Source organism: Aeromonas sp. 601027, assembly GCF_049174455.1.
In the GTDB taxonomy this organism is placed as follows: domain Bacteria; phylum Pseudomonadota; class Gammaproteobacteria; order Enterobacterales; family Aeromonadaceae; genus Aeromonas; species Aeromonas veronii_A.
In genome coordinates this window covers 154,555-179,532 of sequence record NZ_JAAKTN010000006.1, presented here as the reverse complement: position 1 = coordinate 179,532, position 24,978 = coordinate 154,555, and the positions used below count along the sequence as shown (strand labels likewise).

Genomic DNA, 24,978 nt, shown 5'->3' with positions numbered 1-24,978 from the left:
ATAAAGGGCTTCCCGGTATCACACCACAGCGCCCTGCTATCTCAACCCTGCTGGCGCCTTGATGCATCCGGCTACAAAGGAGCCTGAGCACACCATCAGTAAACGCTGGACTCGCAGGGGTGGGCTTGGATAACATGCCAACACCTCTGCGCCGTCCTTAATCCAATGAATCAACTGTTTTTTCTGGCTATGATGATGTCTTCTCTGTCCGCTCCAAATCTGGATCTGGACAAGGAGCAACTATCCCTGGATCTGCAACAGGCCCAATCACTGGTGCTGACCGACCCTGCCAGATGTGTTCAGATCACCTCCGCCTTTCTGACGCGTGCGGCCAATAATCCCCAGCAAATCATCAGTAATCGTCAGGAGTTCGGCTATCGCGAGCCTCTGCTCAGCTACAGCACCGTTTCGCAAACCATCGGAGCACACCTGCTTGAAGGGGAGTGCCGAATCCAGCTTGGCCAATATCAAGCTACCCAGCAAACCCTCGACAAGGCGATGGAGCTGGCGGAGAGAGAGCGCCAACCCGAACTCAAGGCCCACGCCCTCTATCTCAAAATCCGTAGCCAGGGGCTAAGGCAAGATGGCCAGAACAACAGCCGTATCCTGCTGGAACAATTGGACGAACAGCTGGCCCGTCCCGACCTCAAACAGAGCCAGTTACAGATCTATAGCCGCCTGCAACGCACCAGCTACGAGATTGAAAATCAGCATCTTGAAGACGCCAAGACCCATCTGGCGGATGCAAGGATCTGGGCTGCCAAAGCCGCCAATCCTCTTGCCAGCGCCTGGGTCAGCGCCATCAGCGGCGACCTTTATCGTGTGCTGCAACAACCCCAGCTGGCATTGGGTGAATATATCGATGCCCAGCAGCAGGCCAAGAATCTCAACGACCCGCTCTTTCTCGGCTTGCTCTCCAACCAGATAGTCAAACTCTATCAGCAAGAGCAGGAGCCCCAGAAAGCGCTGCAATATGCCAATGAAGCGGCCAACTATTTTCACTCCATCGGCAATCCGTCACTGCTATGCGACTCACTTATCGTGCTGGCCCGACTCAACCGTGATCAGGGCGACCTCAATATGGCGCTGGTCTACTTCTTCAATGCGCTGGATTTGCTCGATGAGGGAAGCAGTCGGCCGCAGGCCTCTCTGCTCAAGTACGAGATTGGCAAAACCTATCTGCAAAGCGGTAACCTCTCGCTGGCCGGCAACTACCTCAATGCAGCCCGGCAGTCCCACGAGTTGGGCGATGCCAAAGAGCCGCTGATCGATACCCTGCTGTTGCTCGGCGAGCTCTATCTGAAGAAGCAGGAGGCGGCCATCGCCATCCTGCAGCTGGAAAATGCCCGGGCACTGGCCAATCAGGTAGGCGACACTCGCCGCCAGTACGAAGTATTCCGCCTGTTGTCACTTGCGTATGAGCAGAAGGGATACCTGCACCAGGCCCTCGACAGCTACAAGCGCTTCCATCGTTTGGGAGAAGAGGTTCGCCAGCAGGAAATTGATCAGGAGCAGGCTGCGATCCGCGACAACTATGTCCAGGTTGAACGGGTACAACACATCAAGGAGCTGGAGCAGCAGCTTAACAACAGCCAGCACCAGCAGGAGCGCTATCTCTGGTCGAGCATTACCACCAGCCTGCTGCTGGCGCTCTTCATCTACCTCTTCTTCACCCTCTGGCTCAAATTGCGTACCGCCCGTCTGCAACTGAAACGCACTGGCGAGGCCCTGCTGATCGAACCCCGTTCCGGACTTGCCAACTGGCAGCGGCTGATGAATCGCTGGCCACGAGAGATGGCAAAACGCCAGCTGAAATCGGAGCGCTGGTATCTGAGCGAAGAGCACAGCGAATTCGATGACAAGCTGCACTACCTGTTGTTCAGGGTGCCCTTTATGGTCAACACCCTCGAGCGCCACGGCTATCAGGTCAGCCGTGAAATCGAGCAGGCGTTCGGCATCTATATGGATACCCTGACCCCGCAAGATGGCCGTATCTATGACTTGCGGGAAGGGCACATGCTGTATGTGGTGCCACAGCGCCACGTGACCAACCTGCATCAACTTGCGGGAGACCTGCTAACCGCAATCGCCGCCTTCCCTTGCCAATACGAGCTTGATCGCCAGATAAGCCTGGGGATTGTCAGCCACCCCTTCCTGCCCAAGGCGGCGACCGCGCTCGATCACAATGGCCTGTTCGACCTCTGCTATCTCGCCCTTTCGGGAGCCATTCAGCTCAGTGAAAAATACCGGCAAAACGCCTGGTTGGAGCTCGCCGCCATCGATTGCCAGCAGGCTGCATTTTTTAATGGGGATGTGTGGCAATGCGGCTTGATGGCAATTGACAAGGGGCTGGTAAAAGTCAATTCTTCTCATGAAAAGCAATGGGTTAACTGGCCCAGCCTCGCAAGGATGCAAGCGGCTGAAGGCCAGCCGGCAAATAATAGATAACAGACGACACTCAACCTCGGGTTCGGCCACTGTTGCTATCCAACACCAAAAACAATAATGACAACAGGGCGACCTGATAATGAATGACATCGCTGCCGTAGCAGGACAATTGGCCAGGCTCAGGGAATCCCTCCAGCAAAAACAGCTGGAGCTCGACGGCGTTCTCTCCTTTTCCGATGCAGAGCGAGCTCGTGGCATCCAGTTTATCAACAAGCTGATGCTCTCTTGCCGCGGCTTCGATCGTGAGCTGGACAATCGCTTCGCCAAGCTCAAGCAGAGACTGGATAGCAATCCCGCATTCACCTCGCTGGATGCAGAGCTACTTGCCATCGAGAAGTTGCTGCAGCAGCACAGCAATGCACTGGAAGAGTCGCTCACCCTGACCCAGGCAGCCATTGATCTTGGCTCAAAACAGCTAAAAACCATCAAGGGCTTCCCGGAAGAGGCCCGAAAATCCCTCAAGGAATTTCTGAAAAGCCCCGCCGGCTATGGTATTGCCGATCATCAAAAGAAGGTGATCCGCCTGCTTGAATTCTATCAGCAGGCGATCAAGATCCAGCTGCTGCCAAGCCAGCCACTGTCCGGCTCTTCAGCGCCCCAACAGCAAGAGAGCGAGCCCGGTTGTGAACCCCAACCTGATGTTGAGCCGTTTGACCTCAAAGATCATGCGCGTATCGCAGACGAACTGCAGCGGCTGATCACCGAACTTGATTTCGCCGGTTCAATTGGCGAGAGCCTCGGGGATATCCGCCGTCAACTGCTGATCGGCATCAATCCTGCCATGCTGGCAGAGACCTGTATGCAGGTCATCGAACTTATCATCGAAGGCACCCGCGAGGAGCGCAAAGCCTCCCGCGCCTTTCTCAGCTCCCTCAACGAGAGCCTGTCAGCAGTGCATGTCGGCTTTACCGAATCCCTCGATGAGGGGCGTGCGCTACAAAATGAAACCCGTGAAACCCGCGAAGCTCTGGTCTGCGAACTGCAGGCGATCGACCACTCCCTGGCCAGCCATAACTCCATCGATGCGCTCAAGCGTGCCATCTCCGGCCATATGGGCGCCATCAATCTGCTGCTGCAAGAACGGGAAAGTACCGCAGCACGGGAGCGTCACCTGCTCACCCGCCTCTCCACCATGGAGTCCAAGCTGCGCTTGATGAAGGATGAGACCGCAGAATACAAGAAGCGGCTGACCATTCAGAAGCACAAGCTGTTCCTCGACAGCCTGACTCAGGTACACAACCGGGCCGCCCTCGACGAGCGGCTGGAGCAGGAGTTCAAACGCTGGCTTCGCTACCGCACTCCGCTCTGCATGGCGATCATCGACATCGATCACTTCAAGAACATCAATGACAATTATGGCCACATGGCCGGTGACAAGGCGTTGAAGGTTGTTGCCAAAGCGCTGCAGAGCGCCCTGCGTGACACTGACTTCATCGCCCGTTTCGGCGGCGAAGAGTTCGTGGTGCTGCTGCCCAATATCAACCCGGACAAGTTCCAGAAGCCGCTGGAAACCCTGCGCCAGACCATCAAGAGCATCCCGTTCCGTTTTCGCGATGCCAAGGTGGAGATCACCATCTCCATCGGCGCAACCCTGTTCAAGGATGGTGACAACCCCTCCGATGTGTTCGAACGGGCGGACAGAGCGCTCTACCACTCCAAGAACGCAGGTCGGGATCAAGTGACACTGGCCTGAGTGGTGACTAAAAAAACAGCGAACAGTCGTCGCCCTATTTCCCTCCCCCCTCCGTTGCCACTACTATCAAACTCAGGGGATGCAACATGGCATCCCTTTTCTCCCCAGGGAAAAAACACAACGATAACAAGTGAGTAAAGGGGAACCTATGATTACGCACATCAATCCCGTCGGCAGCATGGATTTGCTGTCACAGCTTGAGGTGGATCGCCTCAAGCAGACTGCCTCCAGCGATATCTATCAACTGTTTCGCAACTGCTCGCTGGCGGTGCTCAATTCCGGCAGCCATACCGACAGCTCCAAGGAGATCCTGGAGCGCTTCAAATCATTCGACATTCATGTGATCCGGCGCGAGCGCGGGGTCAAGCTGGAACTGTTCAACGCCCCCGAGCACGCGTTCGTCGATGGCGAGATCATTCGTGGTATTCAGGAGCACCTCTTCTCGGTGCTGCGCGACATTCTCTATGTCTCCAACCAGCTTGAATCGAACCGACTGGTCAACCTCACCAATTCGACTCATATCTCCAACGTGGTGTTCGCCATCCTGCGCAACGCCAAGGTGATCCTGCCTGGCGCCGATCCCAACCTGATCGTCTGCTGGGGTGGCCACTCCATCAACGAGATCGAGTACCAGTACACCCGCGCCGTGGGCAGCGAGCTGGGCTTGCGTGAGCTGAACATCTGTACCGGTTGCGGCCCGGGAGCCATGGAGGGCCCGATGAAGGGGGCCGCCGTCGGCCATGCCAAACAGCGGGTGCGCAACGGGCGCTACATCGGCCTCACAGAGCCCTCCATCATTGCGGCCGAGCCGCCCAACCCCATCGTCAACGAGCTGGTGATCCTGCCGGATATCGAGAAACGGCTGGAAGCATTCGTGCGTCTGGGCCATGGCATCATCATCTTCCCGGGCGGGGTCGGCACCGCCGAAGAGCTGCTCTATCTGCTCGGCATCATGATGCATCCGGCCAACGAACGACAACCCATGCCCATCATCCTGACCGGCCCGAAAGAGAGTGCCGACTACTTCCGAGCCATCGACGACTTCATCAAGGCGACCCTCGGTGAACCGGCGACCAAGCTCTACCGGATCATTGTTGGCGATGCACCGGAAGTGGCCCGAGTGATGAAGGAGGCGATGCCGAAAATCCGCGAATACCGCAAATCGGTCGGTGATGCCTACTCCTTCAACTGGTCCCTCAAAATTGAGCCGGAGTTCCAGCTCCCCTTCGAACCGGATCACGCCAGCATGGCCAGTCTGGATCTGCACCGCAACCAGCCGCCCCAGTTGCTGGCCGCCAACCTGCGTCGTGCCTTCTCCGGCATCGTCGCCGGCAACGTCAAGGAAGGGGGCATTCGCGCCATCGAGAAGAAGGGCCCCTTCAAGCTGCACGGCGACAAGGAGCTGATGCACCTGATGGACAAGCTGCTGGAGAGCTTCGTCAAGCAGCAGCGGATGAAGCTGCCGGGCAGTCAGTATGTGCCTTGCTACGAAATCGTCCGCTAGGGTACAGATACATCATCGACAGAGGGGCGCATCGGCGCCCCTCTTTATTGGCGCTATGCCTTCCCGACCGCCATCAATCCCCCATAAGGCGAGCGGTTTGTTACAATGGGGCGTCCCGACCGCCAAGAGTGCCCCATGTCAACTATCCGGCCACACCTGCTCATCATCGATGCTCTCAACCTCATTCGCCGTCTGCACGCGGTACAGGCCCAGCAGGCACTGACCCCTGCCCAGGCGCTGGTTGCAACCCGCGCCAACCTTATCAATACCTGCCGCAAGCTGCTGGCCAATAGCGAGCCAACCCATGTCATTGCCGTGTTTGATGGCGAGGTGCACAGCTGGCGCAAGGAGGTCTATCCGGCCTACAAGGAGGGGCGAACCCCCATGCCCCCTGAACTGCGTGAGGGGTTGGCGCCCCTGCAGGATGCCTTTTGGGAGTGCGGGGTCGACGCTCTGCTCTCCGAGACCGATGAAGCGGATGACCTTATCGCCACCCTCGCCAGCGGCATCGCCAGCCATGGCCATCAGGCGACCATCATCTCCACCGACAAGGGGTTCTGCCAACTGATCTGCCCGCAGATCCGGGTGCGCGACTACTTCAACAAACGCTGGCTGGATGCCGCCTTCGTCCAGCAGCAATATGGGGTAGCGCCTAATCAGCTGGTCGACTTCTGGGCCCTGACCGGTATCAGCGGTTCCAATATCAAGGGGGTTCCGGGGATCGGCCCCAAGACCGCCACCCAGCTGTTGCAGCAATATGGCAACCTGGCAGCCATGCTCGAAGCCTGCCAGCAAGAGGATGCCGCCAAGCCACTGCTCAAGCTGCGCCAGCATCAGGATGAGGCCCTGCTGGCCCAGCGGCTGGTGCGCTTGCAGCGGGATATTCCGCTGGGATTCAACCTGCGGGACATCCGCTACCCGCCCCAGCCGGACTAAATGGCCGAACAAAAATGCGGGCAAGGGCGCGAACCATGACGAGACTCACCCTCGCTGTTGATGAAAGTGAGTAGAATGTAAAGGAATGTGGTTGGTTTGCTGAGTAAATGCTATAAAGCAGCCCCATCCTCCCCTATACCCTGGAAGTGGAACCCTCTCATGTCCAAAAGAAAAATTACCGTGATCCCCGGCGACGGCATCGGCCCCAGCATCATTGAATCAGCCATCCAGATCCTGACCCATGCGGGCTGTGACTTTGAGTACGAATACGCTGATGCGGGTCTGGTTGCCCTCGAAAAGCATGGCGAGCTGCTGCCCCAGGCGACCCTGGATCTGATTGAGAAGAACAAGGTGAGCCTGAAAGGACCATTGACCACACCGGTCGGCGGCGGTTTTACCTCCATCAACGTCTCCCTGCGCAAGAAGTTCAACCTCTACGCCAACGTGCGCCCGGTCATCTCCTTCAAGGGCACCAGAAGCCGTTACGACAACATCGACATCATCACTGTGCGTGAAAACACCGAAGGCATGTACTCGGGCGCTGGGCAAAAGCGCAGTGATGACAACAAGAGCGCCGAGGCGATGAGCATCATCACCCGCGAAGGGGCCGAGCGTATAGTCAAGTTCGCCTTCGAGCTGGCTCGTCAGGAAGGGCGCAAGAAGGTCACCATCATCCACAAGGCGAACATCCTCAAGTCGACCTCCGGCCTGTTCCTCGAAGTAGCCCGTGAAATCGCCAGCCACTATCCGGATATCCAGAGCGAAGAGATGATCGTCGATGCCGCCTGCATGAATCTGGTGATGTACCCGGAGCGTTTCGATGTCATGGTCACCACCAACCTGTTCGGCGACATTCTCTCGGATCTCTGCGCCGGTCTGGTCGGCGGCCTTGGCATGGCGCCGGGTGCCAACATCGGCGATGGCGCCGCCATCTTCGAAGCGGTGCATGGCTCGGCACCGGATATCGCAGGCAAGAATATCGCCAACCCGACCTCGGTGATCCTAGCCTCCATCCAGATGCTGGAGTACCTCGGCATGCAGGATAAAGCAGAGCGGATCCGCGAGGCGGTACGAGCCACCATCGAATCCGGTGATCGGGTCACCCGCGATCTGGGTGGCACGGCTTCCACCAGCGAATTCACCCAGGCCATCATCGATCGCCTGTGAGTTAATTCATTGATTTTAAAAGGGAGCTTCGGCTCCCTTTTTTATATTTCCGAATCCTTTGCCACTCCCCGAACAGCAACTATGTTCAATAGAGAAGAAGAACAGGGAGTGTTTTTCATGAAGGGATACGGGTGCTATCTGGTTTCGGGTCTGATGCTGGTGTGTGGTACTGCAAGTGCTTTCGAGCAGGATCAACAGACCCACACTGCCAAACTGCCACAGCAGGAAAAACGGACTGCCACCGAGGTATGGCGCTCGAGCCTGAATACCAACGACCTGCTAAAAGCGCCCAAACCCCTGTCGTTTGGTATTGAAGTCTCCACCGACAACTTTGGTAATCAAAAGATCACCTCCTACCCGCAGCTCAATCTGACCCCGGAAAAGAGCGTCAGTCTGTCGGTCGAACGCTTCAGACCCAAGGTCAAGTTTAAGGCTGGCGGAATGAACACCGCCCTCAGGCTGAGAGGAGACGGGATAAAGATGCAATTCAATCCGGTCGACAAAACCATCCCGCTGCAGATAGAGATCAAGGTGACCGACGACGAATCTTCCCTGCGCCTCGATTACCGTTTCTGATTTTTCGAGCCCTGAATAGCAAAAGACCGGCAGGGTTCCCTGTCGGTCTTGGTATTTATCGTACGGGCTGAACGGCTACATCACGCCTTGGGCTCGAGTTTGGAGACCCAGTACTTGTTGTAAACATGCACGGTGATCTCTTCTCGATCGTGATAGAGCTGCTTGGCCTGGATCACGAACGCGTTGTCGATCTCCTTGAGCATCTCGCGCAGCACTTCGATGTTGTGTACCGATTCCGCATAACGCTTCTTCATCGGCAACTTGAGGTTGAACATCGCCTCCTGGCAGTCACCCTCACGGAACCAGTCCGCAATCATGTGAACGACCCGCGCCGGTTTATCGACCATGTCGCACACCAGCCAGTAGGTGTTCTTCTTGCTCGGACGCCAGACGAAACCGTCATCCCGGATATGCTTGACCTGACCGGTATCCATCAGGGATTGGGCCATCATGCCGTTGTCGACCGCCGTCACCATCATGCCACGACGCACCAGCTGATAGGTCCAGCCACCCGGGCAGGCGCCCAGATCCACCGCCTTCATGCCTGAGCAGAGACGCACATCCCACTCTTCCCGCGGCACGAACACGTAAAACGCCTCCTCCAGCTTGAGGCTGGAGCGGCTCGGCGCATCGGCCGGGAAGCGCAGGCGCGGGATCCCCATGTGGAATCCGGAGTTGTTGAACGAATAGGAGTAGCCCAGCAACACGTGATCATTGGCCATGAAGAAGGCGTGGAACACCGGACGGTTTGGCGTCTCCTTCTTGGTCAGGATCTCGTTGCTGCGCAGCGCCTGACGCAGCGGCACGGTGAACTTGCGGCAGAAGGCCGACAGCTCTTTCGCTTCGTTGGTATCCGCGGTTTCGACCCGCAGATCACCGCAAATGGTGTAGTCACTCACCGCCTCAAGGATGGGGGAGATCCTGTCCGCGACATCCAGATCCTTCAGCTCATGGGTGACCACCAGCATCTGGCGGATGAAGATGAGCTCCCGGAATGGCAGCTTGCGAGCCAGCAGGTCCGCCTGCTCCTCGTCATACAGTTCGAAGATCACATAACCGCTGTCGTCCTTGACCCGGGCGAAACCGTAGCACTGCATGTTACCGGCACGCTCGGTGATCTCTGCAGCCGCCTCTTTCTCAAAACCGGGGCGGCAATAAAGCAGCAGATTATTCATTTTTTCCTCCAAGACGACAGCCAGCCCAGATCAGGGCCGCCCATCCCAACATAAAACAGAGGCCACCGGCCGGAGTAATCAACCCCAGCCCCTTGCTGCCAAGCAGCACCATGGCGTAAATACTGCCGGAGAATCCGATGATCCCCAGCACAAAAGCGGTGCCAGCCAGCTGGATCACCTTGCTACGCACACCACACCAGCCCAGAACCAGCAGGGCCAATGCGTGAAAAAACTGATATTGCACGGCGGTATTGAATGCCGCCAGACGCTCGGGTGTAATGCCGGTCGCCGCCAATCCATGGGCGCCATAAGCCCCCAGCATGGTGGCCGTCAACCCGAAGAGACCGGCCAGTATCAGCCAATGTCGATGGATCTGCATCCTCACAATCCCTCTCTCATCACGGCTGGCAATAAAACCAACCCTATCGTGCTATCCATGCCGGGCCACAAAATGGCTGATGGCCGCAGCTGCATGCTGCATATTCTCCTGCTCACTCACGCCACTGGCTTTTCGCGGTTTGAAACCATGATCACCATCGGTCAACCAATGGACCGATACGGCGGGTGAGAAGGGGAAATCGGCCAGTTCGGCGCGACTACCGAAGGTATCGCGCTCCCCCTGCAACAGCAGAGTTGGCACTGCAATATGCTTGAGTACCTCGCCTCGCCAGCTGTCGGGCTTGGCCGGAGGGTGGAAAGGATACCCGAGAATGAGCAATCCTGCAGCATTCATCTCACCCTCGCCTTCACGATACAGTTCCGCCGCCATCCGCCCGCCCATCGACTTGCCCGCCAGAAACAGCCGTGGATGGGCAAACTCGCGGATCATGTCGCGCCAATGGGCGAGCAGCACAGGCACCCTGTCAGGTGGGCGGCGCTTGCCATCCTGGGCTCGCCTGGTCATGTAGGGAAAGTTGAAGCGCACCACTTCGCTGTCGGGGCCAGCCAGCAGGCGTGACAACTCGGTAAGAAAGGCATGATCCATCCCTGCACCTGCCCCGTGGGCCAGCAAAATGCGAACGGGGGCATCAATTGCCCCCTCGCGGATCACATCAGGCATCGGCGAGCCTTGCCCTGCGACGCGCCTCTTCCTGCTCCACCAGCTCCAGCATCCAGTCGCGGAAGGCAACGATCTTGCCCTGATCCGACTGTTGCTCCTGGCACACCAGATAGAAAGCATTTTTGCTCACCAGCACCTGCTCGAACGGGCAGATAAGGCGACCAGCCTCAATCTCGGGCTGAGCCAGCACGCTGTGGCCAAGCGCCACCCCCTGGCCGTGGATCGCCGCCTGGATCACCATGGTGGAGTGGCTGAAGATGGGCCCCTGATTGACGTTGGGGGCATCGATATCGAGCTGGCGGAACCAGGCCTTCCAGTCGCGGCGGGAGGTATCGTGCAGCAGGGTATGAAGAGTCAAATCTTGCGGCGTACGCAGCGGTTTGGGCCCGGTCAGCAGCAAGGGGGAGCAGACCGGGATCAGGTACTCGGTATGCAGCTTGTCCGAGCGCAGACCCGGCCAGTTGCCGCGCCCGTAATAGATGGCCACATCTACATCGTCGGTCAACGACCCTTCGTCGAGATCGACCGCCTTGATCCGCACATCGATATCGGGGTGGCGCTCGCTGAACTTGACCAGCCGCGGCACCAGCCACTGGATGGCGAAACTCGGCTGCAAACTGACAGTCAACGCCCCCTTGGCACTGCGGGCCAGCAGCTTGTCGGTCGCTTCCGAGATGGAGGCAAAGATGTCCTTGATATCCAGAAAATAGCCCTGCCCCTCTTCGGTCAGCAACAAGGAACGGTTTTTGCGGCGGAACAACTTGATGCCAAGATACTCCTCCAGCGCCTTGATCTGGTGACTGATGGCAGCCTGAGTCACAAACAACTCTTCTGCTGCGCGGGTAAAGCTTAAGTGACGAGCCGCTGCTTCAAAGGCCTTGAGGGCATTGAGCGGGGGTAAACGACGAGACATGACACCAGCCGACGATGAGTTTTTCTAATGGGGCGCATTATAATTTGTCGGTTGCGGGTCGACCAGTGAATAAACATAATTCGCCCAGCAATCAGTCGTCATATGGCTCACATTTTCTACTACGTGTTGGTTTACATGTGTTTTTAGTGAGTCTTTCGACTGTGATTGTGGTGTTGTGTTTCTTCCTCTGCGGGAAGAGGGGCTCAAATCTCACCGGTTTGACCCAGTCTGTCATCTGAATGTGTTTGGCGCCTCCAGCTGGATGGCGCCTTTTTTCATCCCTTCTATACCTTGAACTGCCCCACCAGCTGCTGCTGTTTATCCGCCAGCGCAGAGAGCTCGCGACCATTTTCGGCGGAGGTCGCCGCCTCGGCCCGAATGGTGTGGCTCACATCGCGAATGTTGCTGACGTTGCGGTTGATCTCGTCCGCCACCCGGCTCTGCTCCTGCGCCGCTCGGGCAATCTGCTCGTTCATCTGATGGATGGTGGAGACCGACTGGATAATCTGCTCCAGCACCTGCACCGAGAGATCCACCTTGGCAAGCGTCTCGTCAGCCTGTCCATGACCATCGCGGATCGCCTTGACCACGGCGCCGGTACCGGATTGCAGTTGGCTGATCAGGGTCTGGATCTCGACGATGGCATTCTGGGTACGACCCGCCAGATTGCGCACCTCATCGGCCACCACGGCAAAGCCACGGCCCTGCTCACCGGCCCGCGCCGCTTCAATAGCCGCATTCAGCGCCAGCAAGTTGGTCTGCTCGGCAATTCCCTGGATCACGATAAGAATGTCATTGATGTTGTCGCTGTTGGCGGAGAGCCGCTCCACCACCGGCTGGGCATCGTTGATAATGGTCATCAGCTTGCGCATCGCCTCCTGGGTGTCGGCAACGACATATTTGCCCTCTTGCGCCGCGGCATCAGTGGTGTTGGCAGCCGCCACCGCCGAGCCGGCATTACCGGAGACCTGCAACGCGGTGGCGCTCAGCTCCTCAAATGCCGTCGCCACCAGATCGATCTCCTGATACTGGGCCTGCATGCCACTGCTGGTGCGCTCGGCCACTTGCGCGGCTCGCTCGGCACTGTTGCGCGTACCGGAGACGGTATCAATCACCTGACTGATGGTGGATTGCAACTTGTTGAGGAAGCTGTTGAACCACTTGGCCAGCTCGCCGATCTCGTCTTGCCGCTGGATCTCGATACGCTGGGTCAAATCCCCCTCACCACTGGCGATATCCTTGAGGCGGGCAACTACAGCGCGGATGGGTGCCACAATCTGGCGCGCCATCAACCAGATAAAACTCAGGGCAACCAGCGAGATCAGCACTCCGATCGACAGCTGCGAGACCACGCTGCGATTGGCTTCACTGGCCAGCTCATCTTGCAATTGCTGGGCCGAGGCCAGCACTACGGCCCGTGGCAATTCAATGTAGATGCCCCATTTACGGTCGGTGCCACGCATGGATACCGGGACAAAGGTCTGCAACAGGGTGCCATCGCTGCTCCAGCGAGTCAGCTCCTGACCCTGACTGAGCCAGCCTTTCAGCTCACTGGCCAGCCCCTGATACTTCTGATCCAGCCCACGCCCCATGGTCACATCGAACTCATCGGCTCCCGCCACGCGCCCCTCGTGACTGACCAGCAATATTCTGCCCTTGCCGTCATAGAGCTCCTTGTCCATGGTGCTGACCAAACTCTGCAAAGTGGCCAGCGAGATATCGACCCCGACCATCCCCAGCAAGGTCTCCTGCTCCAGCAGCGGGACCGTCACCGAGGTCATCAATATCTGTTTATCGCCCACATCGTCCAGATAGGGCTCCAGCAGGCAGAGGGCACGGGTGCGAATACTGCAGCGATACCACTCGTTTTCGATTCCACCTGCCTCGGTCGGGCTCTCATCGGCCAGTACATCCTCATTCTGCACTTCCGGCTCTATCTTGCCGTTGTCATAGGCCCAGTAACTGGAAAAACGCCCCTTGTCGTTGGAACCCAGCGCCGTGGAGCCCTGATAGTTGCTGTCTTCCCCATCCAGTTGGTCAGGCTCGAACACCGCATAGACACCAAGCAGATTGGTCGATGAGGCAACGGCATCGTGCAGTTGCTGATTGACGGCGCTGCGCAGCGCCTCCGAATGGACAAAGTTCTCGGCCGCATTCTTGCGCTGGAACAACACGCTCTCCGCCAGCAAACTGGCGCGGAAATAGGCCTCATCGAGATAGCTGGTCACCTTGGCCGCCTGCTCCGAGCCCATCGCCTTCATCCAGTTTTCGGCAGACTGCTGCGCCTCGTGCATGGTGGCTTGCCGCACCTGCTGTTGCATCTTGTTCGCGTTGTAAATCGAAGAGGCAACCAGAGCGGCGGCTGTCACCAACAGACAGCAACCGGCGATCAGGGTAATCCGACCCTGGACAGAAAGAGCGCTCATGCCAATATTCCTACGTCATACAGATATGGATAGATTATCGACTTTATAAACAAAAACTTAACTCTCTCACAGCAAATCCAGCGAGAGTTGATTAACTTCACCCTCTTTTGGCAAACCCACCACCAATCCAAGCAGGCGAACCGAACGCCCTTGCGCCCGCTGTAGCCCCTCTTTGAGCAGGGGAACGAACAAGGCTGGCTGATAGCCACCCTGACTGCGATAGACGGTGGTCTGGTGGAAGTCGGCAAACTTGAGCTTAATCCCCTGCCCCATCACCTGCTCGGCAGGACACGCCAGCTGAAATCGCCGTTCCAGCTCAGGCAGCAGTTGCTGCAATACCTTCAGACAGGCCTCTTCGTCACAGAGATCGCTTGCCAGGGTGGTCTCCACCCCGATGGTTTTGCGGATCCGGTGCGCCTGCACCGGCTGTTCATCCAGCCCCCAGATCCGGGTCGTCAGCATCTCCCCCAGCTTGCCAAAACGGCTGCACAGCTCTTGTGCCGACAAAGCCCGCGCATCCTCACAGGTGTAGAGCCCCTGAGCCTCCAGCCGCTCGGCAGTCTTGCGCCCCACCCCGGGCAGTTTGCCGAGTGGCAGCTGACAGACAAATTCGGCCACTTCGTCGGGACGAATGACAAACAGACCATCAGGCTTGCGCTGCTCCGAGGCGAGCTTGGCGAGAAACTTGTTGGGGGCGACCCCGGCCGAAGCGGTCAATCCCAGTTCGGTGACGATGGCTTGCCGGATCTCTTGCGCCATCAGGGTGGCGCTGCCACCACAACAGCGACTATGGGTCACATCGAGGTAAGCCTCATCCAGCGACAGCGGTTCAACCTGATCGGTATAGCGCAGGAAAATGGCCCTGAGCTGACGGGAGATATCCTTGTACACCACCATTCGCCCCGGGATGAGTACCAGCGGTGGGCAGAGTTTTTTCGCCAGCGCGCTCGGCATGGCGGAGCGCACCCCGAACCGGCGCGCCACATAGTTGCAGGTCGAGATGACACCGCGCCGCTCGGAGGCCCCCCCTATCGCAAGCGGAACTTCCCGCAATGCGGGGTTATCCCGCATCTCCACCGCGGCAAAAAAGCAGTCCATGTCGATATGGATGATCTTGCGCATACCACTGTATAAATAAACAGACATGGCATCATCTTACCCCAAGGATAACCACAGCTCTATCTCTCTCGTTACGGCTAAAATGGTAGACTCTAAAGAGACCCTCACCACCACAATGACAAGGAGCGTTCGGGATGAAATATCTTTGGCTGGGACTCTGTTTGCTGCCGCTGACCGGCATCGGCAAGAACAACCCGACGGCGGAGTGCCGCTGGTTGTACGACCGGATTGAGATACTCGAACAGGCCATCAAGAAAGGAGACACGCTGGGCACTCAGGAAGAGCTGGCACGCTGGCGTGAGGAATACAGCAAGAAACAGTGTTCACAATACGACTACTAAGCTTGGCAATATGATGTGGCCAACAACGGCAGACAACAAGCGGGCCCCGATCAAGATGACCGGGGCCCGGTTTTCAAAGCATGGCTAGTTTGATTCAGCAACAGAGTGCGCTCAAGGCAGCACCATAGGGCCAGCCACGGCGGTAGCCACATCATCCCCACGCAGCACCCGAACCAGTTCAAGCGCAAACTCGATGGCACTGCCCGGCCCCTGGCTGGTGATAAGGCGATGAGCCTCATCCCTGACGACCCGCTCATGTGACAGTTGCGATGTCGGTAGTCGGGACTGAAAGCCGGGATGACAGGTGACGATGGCACCATCCAGCAGAGCGTGATGTTGCAACACCACCACAGGGGCGGCGCAGATGGCTGCGCGCCAGCGACCAAGAGCGGCCTGCTCTTTGAGCCGTTCGATGGCCAGCGGGGTATCGCGGATCACTTCGCTGCCGGGCAAACCACCGGGTACCACGATGGCTTCAAAGTCCCGACGGGTCAGCTCGTCGATATGACAATCAGCCACCAGCTGCACCCCGCGCGATGCCTTCACCTGCCGCGATCCGGCTGGGCAACAAGAGGCCAGCACCACCTCGATGCTGGCGCGCACCAGGGTATCGACAATCGCGACCGTCTCTATCTCTTCCGACCCGGGGGCCACCAGCACCAGTACACTCACGTTCGCCTCCTTGCAGCTTGCTCTGCCATGTAAAAGATCAGACGGCCTGACTCTTCTCTTTAATCGCCTGATAGAGACCCTGATTGACCGGTACGGCAATGCCATGCCGGGCAGCCTTGGCCAGCAGGAAGCCGGTGATGGCCTCAATCTCGGTCTCGCGTCCCAGCTCCATATCCTGATGCATGGAGGAGTAATTGTCAGCGGTCAGTTCCACCACTGTCATCACCCGACGCAGCAACTCCTCTGCCGTTGTTGCAACTCCTTCGGCGCACATCACATCCGCCACCTCCACGCAGATCTGCTGCAGGGCATCGGCAAAACGGGGGCCAGCCAGCTCGCCATTTTTCAGCTTGTAGAGGGCCGTCAGGAGATTGATGGCACAGTTGATGGCCAGCTTTTGCCACTGGCGTGCCACTATCTGCTCATCCCAACCCGCCTGACCCAATGCCTGCGCCAACTCATCTGCCAGTGATGCATGAGCCTTGGCCGCCTCGTTAAATGGCCCCAACCAGGTTTCCCCCTTGCCGGTATGACGAAACACGAAATGGCCCGCTTTCATGGCACCATGGCTGGTCACCCCGGCAATCACCGGGTTATGCGGGAACATCTGGACCACCTTCTCGGCAATCCCCATCCCGTTGTGCAGCAGTACGATCGGCACGCCAGCATCCAGATGGCCAACCAGTGGAGCCAGGGCGCCAACCACCTGACTGGCCTTGGTCATCACCAACAGACGCTGGATTTTTCCCGGCTGGCCGGCAAATGCACGTTCGATATTGAGCAGCTGTACCTGCCCCTCCAACGAAGTAAAGTCAAATCCGGGGTGCAGGGTAGATTGATGATGCTCACGCAACAAGACTCGGGTGGATTGACCGCTCTGGGTCAGCAGGGAGGCAAAAACGCCGCCGAGAGCTCCGCACCCGAGCAGTGTCCACTTGGGCGCTACAGGTGGCATAACGGGTTTTCGGGAATTTTTTAATCCGCTTGGCATGATGTGACTCTGTCAGGGTAAGGGTTGCAATCCTCTCAACCTGTTACCGGGAATAAATGAAAAATAGCGCGAACAGACACTAACGGGTCCAACCTTCCTGTGCGCAGGGGATTCTAGCAGAGCACTCCCATCAAAATCAGCAAATTTGCCGTATTTCTGGTAGATTTGGCCCCCGATAACGCAACATGAGGAGCTTCGGCTATGCCGTCATTCGATATTGTCTCTGAAGTCAAAATGAACGAGGTGTTGAACGCAGTCGACAACGCCAATCGTGAACTGGCCACCCGTTTCGATTTTCGTGGGGTAGAAGCCAGCTTCGAGTTGAACAAAGAAGAGGTAAAGCTGGAAGCCGATGCCGATTTCCAGCTCAAGCAGATGGTCGAAATCCTGCGCGGTGCCCTACTCAAGCGCAACATCGAAAACAGCTCCATGGAAGTGGGTGACTCCGTTCACTCCGGCAAACGCTTCCACCTGACCGTCAAGTTCAAACAGGGGATCGAGAAAGAGATCGCCAAGAAGCTGGTCAAGCTGATCAAGGACTCCAAGATCAAGGTACAGGTCGCCATCCAGGGTGATGAAGTACGTGTCACCGGCAAGAAGCGTGACGATCTGCAAGAGACCATGGCACTGGTCCGTGGCGCCGACCTGGGCCAACCGATGCAGTTTCAGAATTTCCGCGACTGATGATGGGAGAGAAGGGCTCTCCCTTCTCCTCTTCTTTAATCGTCCGAGCATAAAAAAACCGGAGCAAATGCTCCGGTTTTTTGTTCCCCAAGTTTTATTAGAACTTGTAGGTAACAGAGAAGTAGTGGCTGAAGCCGGTGCTCTTCCACGGGGTACCGTCGTAGGCTTTGGAGCCATCTTTGGTACCGTAGGCATCCATGAAATACTTCAGGCCATAACCAACCGCGTAGCGATCGGAGTGCCAGTAGATACCGTGGAAGGTGGCCAGGTTGTCGCTGGTACGGTCAGCACGGTCATGGGTATCCAGGCCGAATTGATAATCCAGATAACCCTGGTAGGAGACAAAGCTGCCATTGCCGAAGGTATAGAAAGGCTTGAACCAGTTCATGGAGAACTGATAACCGTTCCACTCACCTTCTTCTTCGGTGAAGAACTGGTTCTCGGTGGCGTGACGTGCATACAGGTTCATGCCAACCTTGCCAAACCAGGGAACCATCACATCGGCACCCAGACCCAGCTGGTTTTCCATCTGCTTGTCACCAACGTTGTTCAGGTTGGCAATGTAAAGCTCTTGCACAGGACCAAAGGAGAGATCTTTACCTGTCAGCGCATCCAGAGACATACGCGGTGCAAACTTCATGAACAGGTTCTGACCATGGTGTTTATTGCTGTGACGGGAGTCGAAAATATCGAATACGTCGACGTAACCGTACAGGTCAAACAGGCCGGAGCGACCACCGAACTCCATCTCAAAATAGGTATCGTTGTAGTCCTCTTCACCGGTAGTGAAAGGGCGCTGGTCGATGGTGTGCATGACGTTGAACTGCATCCACTTGTAGTCATTCTTGTGGATATCACCACTGTAGTCAGCAGCAAAGGCTGGAGTTGCGGCAGCAGCCAGCAGACCGGTAGCGATCAGAGTCTTGGTAAATTTGGCCATTTTATTGGTCTCTTGTGCGTTAGTTGAGGTTTTCCGTAGCCTGCCCACAAGGAGCGAGAGGAATTCTAATCAAATAAAATTGGGGGTGAAACAACTTCTCGGGAACTTTATCCGGAAGTGTGAATCTAATCACCCCCGATTCTACGCAAACGCTTGCTATTTGTCAGCAACTGAGAACAACTCACCCCCTTTACGGGCGACCAGCACAATCAACAACAACACGGGCAAGCCCAACAAACTGGTGCCGACAAAGAAGGCGCTGTAGCCAATCTGCTCCACCACCTGCCCCGAAAAACCGGCCAACAACTTGGGCAGCAGCAACATCACCGAGCTGAACAGGGCGTATTGCGTCGCTGAAAACGCCACATTGGTCAGGCTGGAGAGATAGGTCACAAAAGCTGCGGTGGCGATGCCGGCGCTGAGGTTATCGAGCGAAATGATCAGGGTCAGCAGCTCCAGGTTGTGACCAACCTGATGGAGCAGGGCAAACAGCAGATTGGTGCTGGCGGTGAGCAGCGCCCCGAGAAACAGGATCCGCAGCGTGCCAAAGCGCATCACCAGCACGCCCCCCAGTGCCGCCCCCACCAGCGTCATGATAACGCCAAACACCTTGGTGATAGTGGCGACTTCGGTCTTGCTGAACTGCATATCCACATAGAAGCTGTTGGACATCACCCCCATCACCACATCCGCAATCCGGTAACAGGCGATAAGCAACAGGATAAGCAGCGCCGAGCGACCATAACGGCGAAAGAAGTCGGCAAACGGACTCCAGACCGCCTCATAACCCCAGGCTCCGGCACTTGCCAAGGGGGCGGGCCACCCCTTTTCCTGCAGCAGTGCCTTGCGCTCTGCCTGTTGTCTGCCCTGACCGGCCAGATCGATATCAGGTTCATGGCAGAACAGCGTGGTAATCACCCCGAGTGACATCAGACCGGCCATCACCAGATAGGTGATCTGCCAGCCACGATAGTCATAGCCGCTGTTGCTGCCAAACCAGGCTGCCAGCGCCAATGCGCCGGCACCGGCGATGATCATCGCCAACCGGTAGCCAGTCATGTAGGAGGCCGCCATCGCAGCCTGCAGTCGCTCGGGCGCGGATTCGATGCGATAGGCGTCGATCACGATATCCTGAGTCGCCGAGGCAAAGGCCACCAGCAGGGCGAACAAGGCCAAATGAGTCAACCCGCTCTTGGGATCACAAAGTGCCATACCGACCAGCGCACCAGCGATCAGCAGTTGGGAGAAGAGCATCCAGCTACGACGACGCCCCAGCAGTCTCGAAAGCAGTGGTAATGGCATGCGATCCACCAGCGGAGACCACATCCATTTAAAGCCGTAGGCGAGCGCCACCCAGCTCATGTAACCGATATCGGTCAGGCTGACATCGGCCTCGCGCAACCAGAATGAGAGGGTGCCAAATACCAGCAACAGCGGCAGACCCGATGAAAAGCCCATGGCAAAGAGAATGAGTACTCGGGCTTCGAGATAAACAGCGAGCGATTCCCGCCAACTCGGTGTGCGGATCATATTCAACTACCTGACGACTTTGGAAAAGTGCGTCATTTTGGCAGGTTGATGGCAGATAGCCAAGGCGGGTAAGGAGATAGACACAAGAAGCCCGGCCAGAGAAAAGGCCCATCCCGAACGGGATGAGCCTTGCATGGTGGCGCGACGGGATCACTGTGACATACCGCATCCGGCGATGGGTTACTTGCCGGCTTTCTTGTCCGCCGGGGTTTCCGCCAGCAACACTACCTTCTTCAGGATGACAGGGCTGGTCGGCACATCGTTGGCACGCAAAATGGGGCTGTAACCGGTCTGTACCTGAGCCAGTTTGTCCAGCACCTCCATCCCCTGAACCACCTGACCGAACACGGTATAACCCGCAGAGCCACCGGCGTTGAGGTTATTGTTGTCGACCAGATTGAAGTAGAACTGGCGAGTAGCGCTGTCGACCGCCTGGGTGCGAGCCATGGCGATGGAGCCACGCTTGTTGGGCAGACCGCCACGCGACTCGTTGACCACCGGCTCATAAGTTGGCAGTTGCTGGAACTGCTGGTTATACCCCCCCCCCTGCACCACAAAATCCTGGATCACCCGGTGGAAGATGCTGCCGTCATAGCTGCCATCAGCCACGTAGCGCAAAAAGTTTTTCACCGTCTGGGGCGCCTGCTTGGACGCCAGCTCCACCACGATATTGCCGTGGTTGGTCTCCATTCTCACTTTCGGGCCCGCGAACGCCAGCGGGGCGATCAACATGGCCAGCAACCAGAGTTTTTTCATCATCAGACACCTGCGCCGTTCGGTTGACCTTTAAGGTAACCGCGCAGCGCCTCATCGGCCATGATCTGCTGCAGCACGCTACCCAGTTGCAGGTTCAGTGTAGACTCGAGATCGGCCATGCTTGGCTCGCTCGGGCTCTCCTTGCTGGAAGACATGTTGAACTGCTTGGTCAGACGGTTGCCCTGGAAATCGGCGATCACCTGCAGACTGACGCGGGACTTGGTGACATAGGTAAAGGTCTTCTCTTCCACATTGACTGCGGCGTTGGAGATCACCAGCGTCAGGTTGGTGGTGCCACTGTTGCCCACTTCGAGACCCTGACTACGCAGTCCTTCAGCCAGCCGTTCGGCCATCAGCAGATTGAGCGGACGCTCGCTGTTGACCAGCACGGGGGCTTTCTCTTTATGTTTGATGGAGAAGACGTAGGCAGCCTCACGCTTGTCTACCCCTTCCATGGTGATGCGATTGCCAGAGTAGTATTGCTGGTTGGCGGGGATCACCTGCGGATTGAGCAGCGCTGTCTCCGGCCAATGAGTGGCACACCCGCCCAGCATCAGGGCGGCCAGCAGCAAGAGTGACTTTTTCATCATGGTTTCCTTTGGCTTTAGCGTTTGATGGCTTTCAAAATAACGAATTTGCTGTTCGACGCAACGACTTGTGCGTTGGCAAACAAGCGCTTGAGTTTGTTGTGATAGTCCAGATGACGGTTGCCTACTATCCAGAGTTCACCCCCCTGAGGCAACACCCGGTGCGCATCGCTGAACATCTGCCAGGCGATATGATCGGTGATCGCCTGTAACTGATGGAAAGGAGGGTTGCAGAGGATCCGATCCGCCGAACCTACCGCCACCCCGTCGAGACAGTTATTGACCATAAAGCGGGCACGCGGCAGAGCATCGGGCAGATTGTGCTCGACGTTGAGCTGTGCCGAGGCGACCGCCATATAGGATTCATCGATAAAGGTCACCTCCACCTCGCTATCTTTGGCGAGCAGCGATAACCCCAACACCCCGTTGCCACAGCCCAGATCGATCACCTTGCGGGCACTGTGGATGGGCAGGTTGTCCAGCATAAAGCGGGCACCGATATCGAGACTGGTGCGCGAGAAGACGTTGGCATGGTTGTGGATGAGCATGCCACTTCCCTCCAACGGCCAGACAGTCGGGAAGGGGTTGGCCAGCGCGGGGCGTTCTGCCTGCGGCTCGCAGTGAATGAGACGCGCCTTCTTCCAGGCCAACGAGGTACGGGTAGGCCCCAGATACTTCTCGAACAACTTGAGGGTGGAGGTATGAATATCCTTCGCCTTGCCGGCAGCGATAACGCGGGTTGCCGGTGTCACCACCGCACGCAATGCCAGCAGTTGCTGCTCCAATAGAGCCTGATATTTGGAGACCTTGATCACCACCAGCGCAGGAGCATCGGGCAGCGGTGCCAGCGCATCCTGCAAGGTAATCCCGCTCGTATCCAGCCCATTTTCGGCCAAATTGGCCATGGTAGCCCGCTCACTGATGTAGGAGTCGGTGACACAGCAGGGGGAGTGCGGATGCAGATAGGCGGCAAGCGCGCCAAAACCGTCATTCATGATGATGACGTGGCCCGCCTGCTCGAGGGGGGACTCCGCCAGAGTGTTGATCAGATATTCGTCAGCCGCATCCCAGGCTTGCAGTGTCTCCTGACTCTGGCGCGGATAGCGGTAGAGCGTGAGCTGGCAATGGGGAGTGTCGAGAAGGGTTTGCATAGGAAGAGTCCAACCTCGGCTTGATTCATGGATACAGGCGCCAGGGGCGACGCAAAGTGGCGCTATTCTAGCGAGGAGCAGGAATTTCACCAGTTCGGAGCGTGCCAATGAACGGATAGCAGGCGATTTTCCTTTTGCGGGGGCTTATTCCACACCTAGACAGCCGATAGAATGGCCCGACATTCACTCTGGAAGCTGATCCTATGACCATCCAACAACTGATTGAAGCCAAGCTGACGGCAGCCCTCTCCCCCACTCTGCTGGAAGTGATCAACGAGAGCCACATGCACCGAGTGGAGCCGGGCTCTGAGAGCCACTTCAAGGTGGTGATCGTCAGCGAACAGTTTGCGGGTCAGCGCCTTCTCTCTCGCCATCGTCAGGTCAACGCCATCCTGGCCGATGAACTGGCCGGCGCTGTCCATGCACTTGCACTGCATACCTACACGGCAAGCGAGTGGCAGGAGAAGGGTAAGGCACCACGCACACCAGCTTGTGTTGGCAACCCCTCGCACTCCTGAACGGCTAGCTGTCACCCATTGCTCTGACCCACCACCCTATGGGTGACAAACAAAAATTAAACAAAAAGCCGCCAGCCTGCTGATCCTGACAACCATAAATAGGTATTTAATTCAGTTTTCCCTGGCGGCTTAGTCACAGCCTTACACAAGCATACCCCCATGGGGGTATTAAACTAAAAAAACCTTTAAAACCACAGCTTACAAGGAATTCAGGGGTTATTCATTGCAGGTTAATTTTGTGATGACGCAGGGATTTTGCCTATTTGGCATGGCAGAAAATGGGCCTTAAGTGGTAGACTCAAGCGCTTTTGAGTGACCTCGCATGTTGAATAATTGCTGAGCCTGACCACCCGGCGCAGCCACAACAGCGACTCATTCAACCACCCGTCGTGATGTATTTCTCGGCGCTAACCAACCTCTCTTCCCGTAACGGTAGTGCAATTAAGTATGATTACAATCAAAAGAGGACTGGACATCCCCGTGCTGGGTGCGCCAGAGCAAGTAATCTACGATGGCCCCGCCATCACCCGTGTTGCTACACTGGGCGAGGAGTTCGTGGGGATGCGACCTACTATGTTCGTCAAAGTAGGTGATCGCGTCATCAAAGGTCAGGAGCTCTTCGAAGACAAGAAGAATCCCGGCGTTAAATTCACGGCCCCCGCCACCGGCGTAGTTTCAGAGATCAACCGTGGAGCCAAACGTGTGCTCCAGTCAGTGGTCATCGACCTCGACGGCTCCGATGAGCAGGTGACCTTCGAGCATTTTGCCTCTTCCGAGCTGGCCAAGCTCGAGCGCAGCAAGGTGCAAGAGATCCTGGTTGCATCAGGTCAGTGGATAGCACTGCGCACTCGCCCGTTCAGCAAAGTCCCTGCGGTTGGCTCAGCCCCGCGCGCCATCTTCGTGACCGCGATGGACACCAACCCGCTGGCTGCTGATGCCGAGCTGATTATCAAGGAACAGCCGCAGGCCTTCCTCGATGGTCTTGCCGTATTGACCCGCCTGACCGACGGCACCGTCTATGTCTGTAAAGGCGAAGGCAGTCTGCCTCACTCCTCTTTGGCTCAGGTCAAGGAAGAGATCTTCGTCGGTCCGCACCCTGCCGGTCTGCCGGGTACCCATATCCACTTCCTGGATCCGGTCAGCAGCACCAAGGTGCAGTGGCACATCAACTATCAGGATGTGATCGCATTCGGCAAGCTGTTCACCACCGGTCAGATCTGCACCGACAAGGTGATCGCCCTGGCCGGCCCGAATGTGCTCAAGCCGCGTCTGCTGCGTACCCGTCTGGGGGCCTGCATCAGCCAACTCACCAACAATGAGCTGCGTGCCGATGAAAACCGCGTCATCTCCGGTTCCCTGCTGAGCGGCGCCAAGGCTGAGGGTGTTCACGACTATCTGGGTCGTTACCACAATCAGGTCTGTGCACTGGGCGAGGGTCGCGAGAAAGAGTTCCTGGGCTGGATCAACCCCAGTGCCAACAAGTTCTCCATCACCCGCACCACCCTCTCTCACCTGATGAAGGGTCGCCTTATCAACTTCACCACCACTACCAACGGTAGTGACCGTTCCATGGTGCCTATCGGCAACTATGAACGGGTGATGCCACTCGACATCCTGCCTACCCTGCTGCTGCGGGACATGGTCTCCGGCGATACCGACGGTGCGCAAGCACTGGGTTGCCTGGAGCTGGATGAGGAAGATTTGGCCCTCTGTACTTTCGTTTGCCCCGGCAAGACCGAGTACGGCCCGATCTTGCGTGAGTGCCTGACCAAGATTGAACTGGAAGGTTAA

General features: G+C 57.2%; 23 protein-coding genes. 10 read left to right on the top strand and 13 right to left on the bottom strand.

Annotated elements, in window-relative coordinates:
- The first annotated feature begins 165 nt into the window (after positions 1 to 165).
- From G5193_RS10080 to G5193_RS10055, 6 genes are all read left to right on the top strand, one after another.
- On the top strand, positions 166 to 2,448 hold the full coding sequence (locus G5193_RS10080) for a hypothetical protein (RefSeq protein WP_216951893.1): 2,283 nt from the start codon (positions 166 to 168) through the stop codon (positions 2,446 to 2,448).
- Between the two features lie 79 nt (positions 2,449 to 2,527).
- Entirely contained in the window at positions 2,528 to 4,141 is a 1,614-nt protein-coding gene (locus G5193_RS10075) for a diguanylate cyclase (protein ID WP_421205920.1), read from the top strand.
- A 148-nt stretch (positions 4,142 to 4,289) separates the two neighbouring features.
- Positions 4,290 to 5,645 (top strand): nucleotide 5'-monophosphate nucleosidase PpnN, encoded by a 1,356-nt coding sequence (gene ppnN, locus G5193_RS10070; RefSeq protein WP_019445906.1) that lies wholly within the window; start codon positions 4,290 to 4,292, stop codon positions 5,643 to 5,645.
- 135 nt (positions 5,646 to 5,780) lie between these two features.
- Positions 5,781 to 6,581, top strand: a complete 801-nt coding sequence (gene xni / locus G5193_RS10065; protein WP_421205919.1) for a flap endonuclease Xni — start codon at positions 5,781 to 5,783, stop codon at positions 6,579 to 6,581.
- 159 nt (positions 6,582 to 6,740) lie between these two features.
- Positions 6,741 to 7,748, top strand: coding sequence for an isocitrate dehydrogenase (locus G5193_RS10060; protein ID WP_005349723.1), 1,008 nt, complete (start codon positions 6,741 to 6,743; stop codon positions 7,746 to 7,748).
- 117 nt (positions 7,749 to 7,865) lie between these two features.
- The gene (locus G5193_RS10055; RefSeq protein ID WP_421205918.1) at positions 7,866 to 8,324 is read left to right on the top strand and encodes a hypothetical protein; all 459 of its coding nucleotides are present in this window, start codon (positions 7,866 to 7,868) and stop codon (positions 8,322 to 8,324) included.
- A gap of 80 nt (positions 8,325 to 8,404) precedes the next feature.
- Here the strand turns inward: G5193_RS10055 and rlmM are convergent, their stop codons facing one another.
- The 6 genes from rlmM to dinB form a co-directional block, all read right to left on the bottom strand.
- A complete protein-coding gene (gene rlmM / locus G5193_RS10050) occupies positions 8,405 to 9,499 on the bottom strand; it encodes a 23S rRNA (cytidine(2498)-2'-O)-methyltransferase RlmM (protein ID WP_005338617.1) in 1,095 nt (364 codons plus the stop codon).
- Positions 9,492 to 9,878, bottom strand: a complete 387-nt coding sequence (locus tag G5193_RS10045; RefSeq protein ID WP_101530798.1) for a DUF423 domain-containing protein — start codon at positions 9,876 to 9,878, stop codon at positions 9,492 to 9,494. The genes rlmM and G5193_RS10045 overlap by 8 nt, the downstream gene beginning before the upstream one ends.
- Before the next feature lie 51 nt (positions 9,879 to 9,929).
- The gene (locus tag G5193_RS10040) at positions 9,930 to 10,559 is read right to left on the bottom strand and encodes an alpha/beta family hydrolase (protein ID WP_421205917.1); all 630 of its coding nucleotides are present in this window, start codon (positions 10,557 to 10,559) and stop codon (positions 9,930 to 9,932) included.
- Entirely contained in the window at positions 10,552 to 11,472 is a 921-nt protein-coding gene (locus G5193_RS10035; protein ID WP_005338622.1) for a transcriptional regulator GcvA, read from the bottom strand. The genes G5193_RS10040 and G5193_RS10035 overlap by 8 nt, the downstream gene beginning before the upstream one ends.
- Positions 11,473 to 11,756: 284 nt before the next feature.
- Positions 11,757 to 13,898 carry a methyl-accepting chemotaxis protein gene (locus G5193_RS10030; protein WP_021230315.1) on the bottom strand — a complete coding sequence of 714 codons (2,142 nt, stop codon included), beginning with the start codon at positions 13,896 to 13,898 and terminating at the stop codon, positions 11,757 to 11,759.
- A gap of 66 nt (positions 13,899 to 13,964) precedes the next feature.
- Positions 13,965 to 15,020 carry a DNA polymerase IV gene (dinB, locus tag G5193_RS10025; RefSeq protein ID WP_421205945.1) on the bottom strand — a complete coding sequence of 352 codons (1,056 nt, stop codon included), beginning with the start codon at positions 15,018 to 15,020 and terminating at the stop codon, positions 13,965 to 13,967.
- Positions 15,021 to 15,151: 131 nt separating this feature from the next.
- On the opposite strand from dinB, the gene G5193_RS10020 reads away from it, so the two are divergent.
- Positions 15,152 to 15,358 (top strand): hypothetical protein, encoded by a 207-nt coding sequence (locus G5193_RS10020; RefSeq protein ID WP_101530802.1) that lies wholly within the window; start codon positions 15,152 to 15,154, stop codon positions 15,356 to 15,358.
- A gap of 111 nt (positions 15,359 to 15,469) precedes the next feature.
- On the opposite strand, the gene G5193_RS10015 is transcribed toward G5193_RS10020, so the two are convergent.
- Together G5193_RS10015 and G5193_RS10010 are read right to left on the bottom strand one after the other, a co-directional pair.
- Positions 15,470 to 16,030 carry a DJ-1 family glyoxalase III gene (locus G5193_RS10015; RefSeq protein WP_421205916.1) on the bottom strand — a complete coding sequence of 187 codons (561 nt, stop codon included), beginning with the start codon at positions 16,028 to 16,030 and terminating at the stop codon, positions 15,470 to 15,472.
- Positions 16,031 to 16,067: 37 nt separating this feature from the next.
- Complete coding sequence (locus G5193_RS10010) at positions 16,068 to 17,021, bottom strand: ketopantoate reductase family protein (protein ID WP_421205915.1); 954 nt, start codon at positions 17,019 to 17,021, stop codon at positions 16,068 to 16,070.
- Between the two features lie 201 nt (positions 17,022 to 17,222).
- On the opposite strand from G5193_RS10010, the gene G5193_RS10005 reads away from it, so the two are divergent.
- On the top strand, positions 17,223 to 17,705 hold the full coding sequence (locus G5193_RS10005; protein ID WP_216951900.1) for a YajQ family cyclic di-GMP-binding protein: 483 nt from the start codon (positions 17,223 to 17,225) through the stop codon (positions 17,703 to 17,705).
- Between the two features lie 97 nt (positions 17,706 to 17,802).
- Here G5193_RS10005 and G5193_RS10000 read toward each other — a convergent pair whose 3' ends face one another.
- The 5 genes from G5193_RS10000 to G5193_RS09980 form a co-directional block, all read right to left on the bottom strand.
- Entirely contained in the window at positions 17,803 to 18,645 is an 843-nt protein-coding gene (locus G5193_RS10000; protein WP_216951901.1) for an outer membrane protein OmpK, read from the bottom strand.
- Positions 18,646 to 18,801: 156 nt separating this feature from the next.
- Complete coding sequence (locus G5193_RS09995; RefSeq protein WP_421205914.1) at positions 18,802 to 20,181, bottom strand: AmpG family muropeptide MFS transporter; 1,380 nt, start codon at positions 20,179 to 20,181, stop codon at positions 18,802 to 18,804.
- A gap of 174 nt (positions 20,182 to 20,355) precedes the next feature.
- Positions 20,356 to 20,931: a peptidylprolyl isomerase gene (locus tag G5193_RS09990; RefSeq protein WP_216954445.1), complete on the bottom strand. Its 576-nt coding sequence runs from the start codon at positions 20,929 to 20,931 to the stop codon at positions 20,356 to 20,358.
- Positions 20,932 to 20,933: 2 nt separating this feature from the next.
- Entirely contained in the window at positions 20,934 to 21,518 is a 585-nt protein-coding gene (locus G5193_RS09985) for a YajG family lipoprotein (protein ID WP_047435490.1), read from the bottom strand.
- A 17-nt stretch (positions 21,519 to 21,535) separates the two neighbouring features.
- Positions 21,536 to 22,669: a methyltransferase gene (locus tag G5193_RS09980; RefSeq protein ID WP_421205913.1), complete on the bottom strand. Its 1,134-nt coding sequence runs from the start codon at positions 22,667 to 22,669 to the stop codon at positions 21,536 to 21,538.
- Positions 22,670 to 22,872: 203 nt separating this feature from the next.
- Here G5193_RS09980 and G5193_RS09975 point away from each other — a divergent pair, with 203 nt between their 5' ends.
- Both G5193_RS09975 and G5193_RS09970 read left to right on the top strand, forming a co-directional pair.
- Positions 22,873 to 23,187: a BolA family protein gene (locus G5193_RS09975; protein ID WP_227341207.1), complete on the top strand. Its 315-nt coding sequence runs from the start codon at positions 22,873 to 22,875 to the stop codon at positions 23,185 to 23,187.
- A gap of 447 nt (positions 23,188 to 23,634) precedes the next feature.
- Entirely contained in the window at positions 23,635 to 24,978 is a 1,344-nt protein-coding gene (locus G5193_RS09970; RefSeq protein ID WP_216951904.1) for a Na(+)-translocating NADH-quinone reductase subunit A, read from the top strand.